15 protein-coding genes are annotated in these 11,432 nt (G+C 66.2%); 6 read left to right on the forward strand and 9 right to left on the reverse strand.

Annotation, left to right across the window (positions count from 1 at the left end):
* Positions 1-22 precede the first annotated feature (22 nt).
* The 3 genes from LDH66_RS11510 to LDH66_RS11520 all read right to left on the reverse strand — a co-directional run bounded on the left by LDH66_RS11510 (position 23) and on the right by LDH66_RS11520 (position 1,794).
* Positions 23-211 carry a DUF8028 family protein gene (locus LDH66_RS11510; RefSeq protein ID WP_226481219.1) on the reverse strand — a complete coding sequence of 63 codons (189 nt, stop codon included), beginning with the start codon at positions 209-211 and terminating at the stop codon, positions 23-25.
* A 7-nt stretch (positions 212-218) separates the two neighbouring features.
* Positions 219-410 carry a DUF7511 domain-containing protein gene (locus LDH66_RS11515; protein WP_226481220.1) on the reverse strand — a complete coding sequence of 64 codons (192 nt, stop codon included), beginning with the start codon at positions 408-410 and terminating at the stop codon, positions 219-221.
* Between the two features lie 271 nt (positions 411-681).
* A complete protein-coding gene (locus LDH66_RS11520) occupies positions 682-1,794 on the reverse strand; it encodes a S1C family serine protease (RefSeq protein WP_226481221.1) in 1,113 nt (370 codons plus the stop codon).
* On the opposite strand from LDH66_RS11520, the gene LDH66_RS11525 reads away from it, so the two are divergent.
* Complete coding sequence (locus LDH66_RS11525) at positions 1,793-1,936, forward strand: hypothetical protein (protein ID WP_226481222.1); 144 nt, start codon at positions 1,793-1,795, stop codon at positions 1,934-1,936. The genes LDH66_RS11520 and LDH66_RS11525 overlap by 2 nt on opposite strands.
* Positions 1,933-3,306: a tRNA pseudouridine(54/55) synthase Pus10 gene (locus tag LDH66_RS11530; protein WP_226481223.1), complete on the forward strand. Its 1,374-nt coding sequence runs from the start codon at positions 1,933-1,935 to the stop codon at positions 3,304-3,306. The genes LDH66_RS11525 and LDH66_RS11530 overlap by 4 nt, the downstream gene beginning before the upstream one ends.
* Before the next feature lie 20 nt (positions 3,307-3,326).
* On the opposite strand, the gene LDH66_RS11535 is transcribed toward LDH66_RS11530, so the two are convergent.
* Positions 3,327-3,836, reverse strand: coding sequence for a PIN domain-containing protein (locus LDH66_RS11535; RefSeq protein WP_226481224.1), 510 nt, complete (start codon positions 3,834-3,836; stop codon positions 3,327-3,329).
* Entirely contained in the window at positions 3,837-4,139 is a 303-nt protein-coding gene (locus tag LDH66_RS11540; protein WP_226481225.1) for a hypothetical protein, read from the reverse strand.
* A 108-nt stretch (positions 4,140-4,247) separates the two neighbouring features.
* On the opposite strand from LDH66_RS11540, the gene rnhB reads away from it, so the two are divergent.
* Both rnhB and LDH66_RS11550 read left to right on the forward strand, forming a co-directional pair.
* A complete protein-coding gene (gene rnhB, locus LDH66_RS11545; protein ID WP_226481226.1) occupies positions 4,248-4,919 on the forward strand; it encodes a ribonuclease HII in 672 nt (223 codons plus the stop codon).
* A gap of 91 nt (positions 4,920-5,010) precedes the next feature.
* Positions 5,011-5,664 carry a trimeric intracellular cation channel family protein gene (locus LDH66_RS11550; RefSeq protein ID WP_226481227.1) on the forward strand — a complete coding sequence of 218 codons (654 nt, stop codon included), beginning with the start codon at positions 5,011-5,013 and terminating at the stop codon, positions 5,662-5,664.
* 34 nt (positions 5,665-5,698) lie between these two features.
* Here LDH66_RS11550 and LDH66_RS11555 read toward each other — a convergent pair whose 3' ends face one another.
* From LDH66_RS11555 to lonB, 3 genes are read right to left on the reverse strand one after another with little or no spacing between them, the layout of a single operon-like run.
* Complete coding sequence (locus tag LDH66_RS11555; protein WP_226481228.1) at positions 5,699-6,043, reverse strand: hypothetical protein; 345 nt, start codon at positions 6,041-6,043, stop codon at positions 5,699-5,701.
* A gap of 25 nt (positions 6,044-6,068) precedes the next feature.
* Positions 6,069-7,106: a CPBP family intramembrane glutamic endopeptidase gene (locus LDH66_RS11560; RefSeq protein WP_226481229.1), complete on the reverse strand. Its 1,038-nt coding sequence runs from the start codon at positions 7,104-7,106 to the stop codon at positions 6,069-6,071.
* Entirely contained in the window at positions 7,107-9,263 is a 2,157-nt protein-coding gene (lonB, locus tag LDH66_RS11565; RefSeq protein ID WP_226481230.1) for an ATP-dependent protease LonB, read from the reverse strand.
* Positions 9,264-9,557: 294 nt separating this feature from the next.
* On the opposite strand from lonB, the gene LDH66_RS11570 reads away from it, so the two are divergent.
* The gene (locus tag LDH66_RS11570) at positions 9,558-10,076 is read left to right on the forward strand and encodes a nicotinamide-nucleotide adenylyltransferase (RefSeq protein ID WP_226481231.1); all 519 of its coding nucleotides are present in this window, start codon (positions 9,558-9,560) and stop codon (positions 10,074-10,076) included.
* Positions 10,077-10,169: 93 nt separating this feature from the next.
* On the forward strand, positions 10,170-11,000 hold the full coding sequence (locus LDH66_RS11575; protein WP_226481232.1) for an SAM hydrolase/SAM-dependent halogenase family protein: 831 nt from the start codon (positions 10,170-10,172) through the stop codon (positions 10,998-11,000).
* A gap of 50 nt (positions 11,001-11,050) precedes the next feature.
* Here LDH66_RS11575 and LDH66_RS11580 read toward each other — a convergent pair whose 3' ends face one another.
* Positions 11,051-11,422 (reverse strand): HalOD1 output domain-containing protein, encoded by a 372-nt coding sequence (locus LDH66_RS11580; RefSeq protein ID WP_226481233.1) that lies wholly within the window; start codon positions 11,420-11,422, stop codon positions 11,051-11,053.
* Positions 11,423-11,432: the final 10 nt, after the last annotated feature.

Below are 11,432 nucleotides of genomic sequence, written 5' to 3' on the forward strand. Positions count from 1 at the left end.
CCGAGGAAAACGGGGTCGAGAGTCACCGTGATCGCGACCCCGAATAGTCGTGGCCGATGACGAGGGCGAGCGCGTGGACCGCCATGAGGCCGACGAACAGAGAGAGGCGGCTCATCGAGTCGATCCCGGCGACGATGACGGGCAGATAGACGATGGGCAAGAGGGTCCCGAGCCAGAAGCCGGCGGCCGTGACGGTGTGGCTCAGATGCATCGTCTGACTAGCGCATCGACTCGAGGGAGACGAAGGAGTCGTCGTGAGCCGAAATCCAGGCGGTCATCTGTTCGTCCTCGCTCGCCTCGTGGGGGAAGATAGCACACTCGTCCGGGGCGTCGTCGTTCTCGATGGTGACGTGATCGAGCTCGGCAGTCGGTTCCTCGCTGTCTGGTGCGTGAAAGTCGGCGTCGGTCATGGTGTATCGGGCGACGGCTACTCGCGCCGACGATTGCTACCCGATCCGCTACTATTGTTATCGACTCTATAATGGACGAATCCGGACGATAGCGTTCGAGTTCGAGCCGATTCGGACCGTTCGATCGCTCGTGGATGAACTCAACGGAAACTGACGTGTACGACCTCGCTACGGCACGATTCGGGTCAGCGAGCGGAATATTGGACGGCGTAACAACGTGTTTCCGCCGATCGCGTCCGGACCGAGCGCCGTTCGAGACCCGCGACGCTCGCTACCACGAGACCGACGGGCGGGCACCGAGCGTGAGTTCTCTGGTGATCGTCTCGCCATCTCGCCGGAGCCGAATCGCGAGCGCGTCGCCGGGGCTGGTCTCGAGCGCGAGATGCGTCGAGAGGGCGTGGCGATCGGGGATCGGCTCCCCGTCCATCGCGAGGACGACGTCGCCGCCGACGGGGATCGATTCGCCGCGTCGCGGGACGGTCCGCGAGGCGGGTTTCAGCACGCCATCGGCGGCCGAGCCGTCGAAGACGTCCGTGACGAGGACGCCGGTCGCCTCGGGGAGGTCGTTCGCCTCGGCGACGAGTCGATCGACGGACCTGAGGCCGATCCCCATATACGAGTGCTCGTAGGAGCCGTCGTCGACGAGCGATGGGACGACGCGCCCGGCGAGCGCCGCCGAGATGGCGAATCCGATGTTGTCGCCTCCACCGGAGTTGATCACCCCGACGATATTGCCGTCGAGATCGACGAGCGGGCCGCCGCTGTTCCCGGGGTTGACGGCGGCGTCGGTCTGAATGACGTTCGGAAACGAGAACGCCCGATCGGGGAAATCGAGCGTCCGATCGACGCCGCTGACGATGCCCGCCGACATCGATCCCTCGTAGCCGAGCGGATTGCCGACGGCGGCCACCTGTTGCCCGACGACGGGACGCCGTTCGCTCAGGGAGAGCGGCGTCACCCCCTTCGGAACGTGATCGACCTCGAGGACGGCCAGATCGCTATGGTAGTCGCGACCGACGAGCGTAGCGCTCGTCCAGTCGCCGTTGATGTACCGGACGTCGGCCGCCTGCCCGGTCGCGATGACGTGATCGTTGGTGACGATATGGCGATCGTCGTAGAGGAAACCGGAGCCCTGGCCGCGGCCCTCGGCACCGGTGTTCGGATCCTCGATACCGAAGACGCGGATCTGCGTGACCGATTCGATGATCGCGTCGTAGAGGTCGGTAAACGCCGAGCCCTCGGCGAGATTCTCCCGGTCGATGTCGTGCGAGGAGTCGCCCTCGATCGAGCTCTCGGCCCGGGGCTCGACACAGCCGGCGACGCTCGCGAGTCCGGCGCTCGCGGCGGCGAGAAACGAGCGCCGATCCGGTCGGAAATCGTGCATGAACGGGGGATGGGACCCGACCCATTTGAACCTCCGGACCGGCGGCCGGCGCGTTCGAGCGGGAACGACCGTCCCGCGAGGGCGGATCGCCCCCGCGAAGGGAAAACGTGTTACCCGCGGCTCCCCGATGCTCGAGACATGATCACGGAAGACGCCCGCGCGTTGCTGGCGACCGGAGCCGTCTGTGACTCCTGTCTGGGACGGCCCTTCGCCGAGCGGAGCTTCGGGCTGACCAACGCCGAGCGCGGCCGGGCGCTGCGGACGACGGTCGCGCTGGCCGACGACGAAGACTTCGAGTCGACCGATCCCGGTGACTGCTGGGTCTGTGAGGGGTACTGCGGCACGTTCGACGCCGTCGCCGAGACGATCGTCGACGCCCTCGAGGGGTGTGAGTTCGCCACCTATCAGGTCGGCACCCGCGTCCCGCCGCTGGTCGAGGAGAACGAACGCCTCCTCCGGGAGGACGCCGGCCTCGAGCCCGACGTCGGCGAGTCGATCAAGCGCGAGATGAACCGCGAAGTCGGGCGGCGCGTCGGCGCGCTGACCGAGACCGAGGTCGACTTCGACCGGCCCGACGTGCTCGCCGTCGTCGACCTCGAGGGGTTCGACCCGCTCGAGACTCTCGAATCGGGCGACGTCACGGGCCACGCGGTCGACGTCCAGATCAACCCCGCGTTCGTCTACGGCCGCTATCGGAAACTCGAGCGAGACATTCCCCAGACCGAGTGGCCCTGCCGCGAGTGTGGCGGCAGCGGGATCCAACTGGGCGACGACGGCGAGGAGCCCTGTGACTACTGCGGCGGGTCGGGCTACATGTACGACACCAGCGTCGAACAGGTCGTTCGCCCCCACGTCGTCGAGGCCATGGACGGCGACGAGGGCACCTTCCACGGCGCGGGCCGGGAGGACGTCGACGCCCGGATGCTCGAGGGCGGCCGGCCGTTCGTCCTCGAAGTGAAACGGCCGAAGATGCGCGATCCCGATCCCGAAGCGCTCGAGGCGGAGATCAACGGCGCCGCCGAGGGCGCGGTCGAGGTCGAGGGCCTGCGGCTGGCGACCTACGAGATGGTCGAGCGCGTCAAGGAACACGACGCGAGCAAACGCTACCGAGCAGACGTCGAGTTCGCGGACCCGATCGACGAGGACGCCTTCGAAACGGCGCTCGCCGAACTCGAGGGGACGACCGTCGACCAGTACACGCCCGAACGGGTCGACCACCGGCGAGCGGGACTGACCCGCGAGCGGACCGTTTACGGCATCGACGGCGATCTGCAATCGTCGACCGAGGCCGAAGTCAGGATTCACGGCGAAGGCGGCCTCTACGTGAAGGAACTCATCAGCAGCGACGACGGCCGGACCGAGCCGAGCTTGGCGGGCCTGCTCGAGACCGACGCCGAGGTGACGGCGCTGGACGTGACTAGCGTGGAAGGGAAAGACGAGCCGTTCGAGCTCGAGGAGTACTTCATAGACGGGCCGCGCGATGGCGGTGAGGCGGTGTCGGGAGACGTCTAACCGGCTTGACTACTCGCCGGTTAGTCGGTTTCCAGACGCGAGCGCGCTCGCTGGACGTAGCTGTTTCCGTCCCAGCTTCGAGCGGCAGTGATCGAATCCAGGACACTGACGGTCTCCGCTGCAGTGAGCAGCCCCCGTTGCGTAAACGACGAGAGGAGCGTCGGTGTCGTCACGAGACGCGTGTCCGCGAGCGATGCGTGAATCAAGCCGAGACTGTTGAACTCGTCGCAGAGGAACAGATTCGATCCCCGCTCGTTTGCCAGACTGACAGCAGCGTTTTCACCGTCGTCGAGGGGAAACTCGTGATCGAGCTCGACCGACTGTCGGTGATCGTCGCCGAGACGGTCTAGAATACGAGTCGCAGCCCGTCCGTGATCGTCCTCGTACGATGCGAGCTCCTCGAGTTCGCGGTAGACTTCGTCCGGAACGAGGAGGTCGTACTCCGCCTCGAGAAGACGAAGCGGAGTCGGTTCGCTGGTGACGATTCCGAGACTGACGAGTGCCGACGTATCCGCGACCAGCTCCGTCATTTACAGCTCTGCAATCTCGTTGATGTACTCGTCGTCGAGCTGTCGTTTCAGCACTCGGAAGTTCGCGGCCTCCTCGCGCCCGACAAGTTCGGTGAGCTGTTCGAACGTGATTTCGTCATCGTAATACGCAGCGGCGATCTCCTGTTTGAGATCATCATCGTGCGTCGCGTCTCGAAGATACTCCCGGAGAGCGGTAACGAGGACCTCGGTCCGGTCCGAACCGAGAACCGTCGCCAGCGCATCCGCTCGATCGACGAGTCGATGCGGTGCCCGAAACTGCACTCGTTTCTTATCCGAACTCACGATGTGTACGTTGTACATCCAACCTCATATACCGTTCGCCGTGGCGGATTCACCGTCCTATCCGGATGAAACGCAACAATTTAGCATCCGGCGATGGATCCACGTGGTATGCCATTCGGCGTCGACGAGGCCGGCAAGGGACCCGCGTTCGGGTCGATGTTCGCCGCGGCCGTCCACTGTGAGGACCCCGACGAACTCCCTGGCGGAATCCGGGACTCGAAGCGGCTCGCGCCCGAGCGCCGCGAGGAACTGGCGGCGACTCTGCGGAGCGACGATCGGATCGCGGTCGGCGTCGCCGAGATCACGCCGGCGCGGATCGACGACCCCGAGACCGACATGAACTCGCTCGCGGTCGCGGCCCACGCCGCGGCGATCGAGGGAGCGGTCGGCGAGCTCGAGCGCGCTGCCGACGCGACCGATTCGATTTCGGGACTCTGTGACGCCTGTGACACCGACGCAGAGCGCTTCGCCCGGCGGGTCACCGACGCCTGCTCGCTCGAGGCCCTCGCCGTCGACGCCCGCCACGGTGCCGACGACGACTCGCCGCTCGTCGGGGCGGCCAGCATCGTCGCCAAGGTCGAACGCGACGCCCACGTCGCCGCCCTCGCCGACGAGTACGGGGAGGTCGGCAGCGGCTATCCGGGCGATGCGACCACCCGCGAGTTCCTCGCGTCCTACGTCGACGAACATGGCGACCTCCCGCCGTTCGCACGGGAGTCGTGGTCGACCTGCGAAGACGCGCTCGCCGCGGCCGAGCAGACCGGCCTCGAGCAGTTTTAGCGGGCGTCCCGTCTCTCTGACGAGAAGCGCGAATCGGAACGCGACGGCCGATGCGTAGCGCTCAAGGCTCTCGCCGGCCTGCTCGAGAACAGTGGTACGAGAGTTGGCTGCAGCGCTGGTCGTCGATCCGTTCGCCGTGATGAACGCGATCGGACTCGTCGCGTTCGCGCTGGTCGGGGCGACCAAGGCGATCCGCGAGGAGTTCGACCTGTTCGGCGTCACCGTCGTCGGGCTCGTCACGGCGTTCGCCGGCGGTGCGACGCGAGATATTCTCGTCGATCGGGTTCCGTTAGCGCTCCAGTCGCCGATCGAGATCGGCCTCGGGCTGTTCGGCGTGGCCCTGGCGATCGGTGTGAGCGTCGCCCTCGAGTCGGCGGACGATCATCCCGTGACGCTGTGCTCCGACGCCATCGGACTCGCCGCGTTCACCACGGCCGGTGCCATCGTCGCGACCGACGTCGGCGTCTCGGGCTTCGGCGTCGTTGCGATCGCGACGATCAACGCGGTCGGCGGCGGAGCGTTCGCGGACATCCTACTCGACCGATCGCCGTTTATCTTGCTCGAGGACTTCTATGCGAGTTGTGCAGTACTCGGCGGTGGGACGTACTGGGTCGTCGTTCTCTTGGGCGGTTCCGGGAGCGTCGCCGCGGCGATCTGTGCAGCGGTGACGGTCGGAACGCGCATCGCCGCCGTCGCCTACGGTTGGACGCTTCCCACGGCACAGGTGTTTCGGACGAGCGCGTGATCGACGACCGGTAGCCGGTCTCTTCCATCCTCAGTCAGTTCGCGCGCCAGACCGCATAGATGTAGCAGCCGACCCCGAGAAAGACCAGTAGCGACGAGAGCGCGTTGACGGCGGCCGACCGCGTCAGGACGGCACCGAAGGTCAATACGCCGCCCGCGACGAGACAGCCCGCGGCCACGGTCAACACGGATCGCGACGCCGACCGCTGCTCGTACAGCATCGCCCCTACGGCGATCGCGATAATCCCGAACCCGATCTCCGTGACGGTCGCCGCCAGCGGATCGTTCGTGATCGTCGCGTAGGCTAACACGGCGAAGTAGCCCAAAATCAGGGCGGTAATCGCTCGAGAGCGAGCCGTCGACCCGGCAGTCAGATCCATGGCTCGACCAAGCCGCTCCCGACCCTTAGCCTTCGAGGGTTTCCGCCCACTCGAGGCCTAGCCCCTCGTGGACGACGAACTCGAGGGCGTTGATGAGGTAGTGGGCGACGACGACGACCAGCAGGCTCCCGGTGACGATGTAGACGGCCGCGAGGACGAATCCGAGGAGGCCGGTGACGACAACGCCGACCGAGCCCTGCATGCCGTGGCCGAGCGCGAACGCGATCGAGGAGCCGACCGCGAGCAGCCAGGGCGAGAGCCCGTAGCCGGCGGCGGGGACGCCGATCAGCGCCGCCCGGAAGAGGAACTCCTCGAAGAGAGCGATGAGCGGCAGGACGCCTACCAACAGGATGAGCCATCCCTGGGTCGAGTCGGGCGATAGCAGTTCCCGGAGGTCCTCGTCGTGGTCGAACCCGAAGTGGGTCGCGGCCGCTGCGGCGAGTTCGTTCGCGACGTAAAAGACGATGCCAGCGGCCGTCCCCCAGAGCAGTCCCGTCCGGAGGTACGCGACGGAGAACTCGATCCCCAGCGCCGCGGCCGGGATTGCCGTGTAGACCGCTGCACTGAGCAAGACGAGCGCGAACAGACCCTGCGAGAAGGCGACGTTCGCGAGGACCATCCCGGTCGACAGCGAGTCCGGATCGACGCCGCGGTCGGCCGGTCGCCGCTGCCCCTGGTCCTCGAGCGGCACGCCCCGTGGCTCGCTCGAGGCGTCGGACTCGGCGCTCAGTGCGTCCCGATCGGTGGCGTCAGCGCTCTTCGCATTCGATCGTGGACCGGCGTCGGTCGGAGCACCGGCGGACCGACCGTCCTGAGTCGAATCGACCCCCTTCGGTGGGGCCGTCCCCTCGTCCGGACCGACCGCCGACTCGGCGTCTTGCGGACGCGAGCGGCTCGGCACATCGACCGGGTCAGTGGCGGTCGTCGCGTCGGACGGCTCCCCGACGGCGTCGCTCGAGTCGGGATCGCCGTCGGTAAACGCGGACTGTGTCAGATGCGATAAAACGAGCAGCAGTACGAGGACGACGCCCGTAATGCCGACGAACGTCGCCCACTGGGGCATTTACTGTGGGCTCGGATTCGAGCCGCCGGCGGAGCCAACGGTGCCCTGGTCGAACGCCGTGCCGGTGATCGACTTGAGGCGGTCGACCAGCGAGTCCTTCTTGGGTTCGCCCATTAGGGCAACGTCCAGGACCTCGCTGATGTTCGAGCAGGGGATGATCTCGATCATGTCCTCGTACTCGTCTTCGATCATCACGTCCTGTTCGTTCGCTTCGGGGATGATGACCTTCGTACAGCCGGCCTTCGCGGCGGCTTCGATCTTGTGGGTGACCCCGCCGACCGGGAGCACGTCGCCCCGGACCGACAGCGAGCCGGTCATCGCGACCGACTGATCGACCGGGATGTTCTCGAGGGCACTGATGACGGCGGTCGCCACGGTGATGGAGGCGGAGTCGCCGTCGACGCCCTGTTGCCCGGCCTGGACGAACTGGATATGGATGTCCTTCTCCGAGAGGTCGACGTCGGAGAACTTCTTGATGATCGCGGAGACGTTCTGGACCGACTCCTCGGCCATCTCCTTGAGTTGGCCGGTGGCGATCACCTGACCGCCGCCCTGTGCGGGGGCGATCTCGGCCATGACGGGGAGCATGATCCCGGAGTCCTCTCCCATGACGGCGAGGCCGTTGACGCGGCCCTCGACGCCGCCTTCGTTGACCTGCAGCTCGTAGTCCTTGCGGCGCTCGATGTAGTCGTCGGCGAGCTGTTGCTCGATCGAGCGCGAACGGCGCTTGGCCTGCAAGACGTCGTCGCGAGTGGTGTTCTCGCGATCCTCGGCGCGGGCGATGTCGCCCGCGACGCGGACGAGTCCACCGAGGCTGCGGAACAGCAGCGTCAGGTGGTTCTTCCGACCCGAACGGCGCTTGGCCTCGAGGATGACTTCCTCGACGGCGTCGTCGGTGAAGTGGGGCAGGCGGCCGTCGCGTTCGACCTCCTGGGCGATGAAGCGGGCGTACTTGCGCCGCATCTCCGGGGTGTCCTCGATGGTGTCGTCCATGTAGACCTCGTACCCGTAGCCCTTGATCCGGTTGCGGAGCGCGGGGTGCATGTTCTCCATGGCGTCGAGGTTTCCGGCGGCGACCATGATGAAGTCACAGGGGACGGGTTCGGTCTGGACCATCGCGCCCGAGGAGCGCTCGGACTGGCCCGTGATGGCGAACTCGCCTTCCTGGATCGCGGTCATCAGCTTCTGCTGGGTCCGGATGTCGAGCGTGTTGATCTCGTCGACGAACAGCACGCCCTTGTTGGACTTGTGGATGGAGCCGGGCTCGACGCGGTCGTGGCTCGGCGTCTCCATGCCACCGGACTGGAAGGGGTCGTGACGGACGTCGCCCAGCAGTGCGCCGGCGTGGGCACCGGTCGCGTCCTCGAAGGGCGCGACGCGCTGATCGCCGTTGTTGACGATCATGTTGGGCACCATCGCGTCGGTGCCGCGGGAGGTGTAGCGGAAGATCAGCCAGATGATCCCCGCCGCGAGGACGCCCAGCAGAATGCTGGCGGGGCTGAGGATCGCATAGCCGATGACGACGGCGATGATGATCCACATCAGGATCGAGCGCATCTGGTTGCGCTTGCGGGCCTCCTCCTTGTGGGCGTCGATGATCTGTTCGCCCTTGCCCGCGGGGACGGTTCGAACCTTCGGCTCGTTGCCGTCGTCGGGGTTGTGGTAGACTAAAACGTCCTGAAGATCCTCCTTCGGCAGCAGTTGGCTCATCGCCTTGGCCAGCATCGACTTGCCGGTCCCCGGCGAGCCGATCATCATGACGTGTCGGCGCTGCTTGGCCGCCTTGATAATGATATCTCGCGCTTCGTCCTGGCCGATGACCTGATCGACGAGTCGATCGGGGACTTCGATGTCCGCCGTCGAATCGATCTTCAGACCGCCTAGCAGATCGTCCTCGGCGATCTCCTCGTCGACCTCGACGCCGGGATCGACCTCGACCGTACTCCCGAGGTCCTCGACGGTCTCGATGTCGTCCTCCTCGTCGGACGACGGCTCGAAGTCGTCGATCGGATCGTCGACGTCGTTGCGACGGTCACCGTCCTCCTCGAGCGGCGACCGGTCTCCCTGACGCTCGGGCTGCTCGGCGGGGTCGTCCCCCTCTGGAACAGTGTCCGAAGCGTCTTCGGGAGGGTCGTCAACGTTCGTATCGTTACTCATAGAACTCTGTTCGGTACCTGATTCGAAGGGATTGCGACTGATATACTTTCTCCATGCGGAGGATGGTGTCAGTGGCTGATACCGGGTGGAACAGCGGTCGACGGCGGAAATCAGCCGACGAGGACAGTTTATTTAATACATAGTTACTATCTGCGGAATATATAGTTGCGTGACCAGTCGTGATCGACCAGTGTCGGGACGAACGGAACGTCGTCGTCGCGCGACCGGTCGCCAGAGCGATCGGCTCGAGGGAAACTCGCCACGCTTAAGCGCCGCGCCCGAGCAGTGTCCGGCATGACTCGGGGGTTCTACATCGGTCGCTTCCAGCCCTTTCACAACGGCCACCGGAGCATGGTCGAACAGATCGCCGACGACGTCGACGAACTCGTCCTCGGGATCGGGAGCGCCGACGACTCGCACACCGTCCGCAACCCGTTCACGGCGGGCGAACGAATCATGATGATCACGAAGTCGCTCGTCGACTCCGATCTCGTCACCTACGCCGTTCCGATCGAGGACTTGGAACGGAACTCGGTGTGGGTCAGCCACGTCCAGAGCATGAGTCCCGACTTCGACGTCGCCTACTCGAACAACCCGCTGGTGATCCAACTCTTTCGCGAGGCCGGCATCGAGATCCGCCAGTCGCCGATGTTCAACCGCGAGGTGCTCGAGGGGTCGGAAGTTCGCGAACGGATGATAACGGGCGGCGATTGGAAGTCGCTCGTCCCCGAATCCGTCGCCGAGGTCGTCGAGGAGATTGGCGGCATCGAACGCATTCAGATGGTCAGCGACTCGGACTCGAACGGCGACTGACGGACCGACGGGCGATCCGACAGTGCCGACGGGAGACGAGCGACCGCCGTCGAATCCCCCTTCTCTTTGAGCGATCGCGTCGTACGGCCGACCGTGATCACGCTCGCGTCCGACTTCGGCACGCCGTATCCGGCGGCGATGAAGGGCGTCCTGTTACAGCGGACCGACGCCCGATTGGTCGATATCGCTCACGACTTTCCGCGACAGGACGTTCGGACGGCCGCGTTCTGGCTCCGCGAGGTAGTGCCGTATTTCCCGCCGGCGACTCACCTCGTCGTGATCGATCCCGGCGTCGGTACCGACAGGAACGCGCTGGTTCTCCGCGCCGGCGACCACGCGCTCGTCGGCCCGGACAACGGCGTCTTGCGCCCCGCGGCACGGCGACTCGCGGGCGGCGACGACTCCCGACTCGAGACCTACGTGATCGACGAGGCGGCGATCGGTCCCGTCGAACCGACGACGCCGTCGAACCCGGCCGCCGACTCGAGCGAACGACGAGCACCGCGGAGCAATACCTTCCACGGCCGGGACGTCTTCGCCCCCGCCGCCGCTGCGGTCCACGACGCCGACCCCGACGCGCTCGGCTCGCTCGAGTGGCTCGAGGCAGGCGCGGCGGCCGTCGATCTCGACCTTCCCGCGGCCGAACTCGAGGACGAGCACGCAGCGGGCGAGGTGCTGGTGGTCGACGACTTCGGGAACGCGATCACGAACGTTCCCGGCTCAGTCCTCGAGGGCCGGGAGCGAGTGCTGGTGAACGGCGATCCGGCCCCGGTCGGGGAGACGTTCGCAGCCGTTCCCGCAGGAGAGCGACTCGCAACCGTCGGGAGCCACGGCTACGTGGAACTCGACGTTAATCGCGGCCGCGGCGACGAGGCCTTCGACCTCGAGCCCGGCGATCGGGTCGTCCTCGAACCGGCCGGGTAGTCGGTGATTACCACGTGCGTGTACACCGCGGCGGTGGCACCGCGATGGCCTCAATCGCCGGCCGGCCCGTCGCGTTTCCGCGCCGGATCGATCACGATCTCGCCGTCGGCGCGCACCGTGACGGCACACTGTGAGAACGTGAAGGCGATCGCCCCGTCACCGACGCGGTGCTCGTCACCGCGCCAGTGAACGAAGAGGGCGTTCAGCGCGTCCGGTTCGACGCACTCCGAGAGGGGCTCGAGATCGTCGGGTTCGACGCCGAGTACCGACGAGACGGTCACGAGGAGCGCCGTACTCACCGGTTCGTACGCGCCGTCGTCACACCACGTGTGATAGGTGCCCCGATCGTCGTCGTAGTAGACCGTGTGACCGTCGGTGTCGGCGATCGGCGTCAGTGTCTCTCGCGGAGCGGTTCCGGACATAATAGATTGG

Source organism: Natrinema amylolyticum, assembly GCF_020515625.1.
Lineage (GTDB): Archaea > Halobacteriota > Halobacteria > Halobacteriales > Natrialbaceae > Natrinema > Natrinema amylolyticum.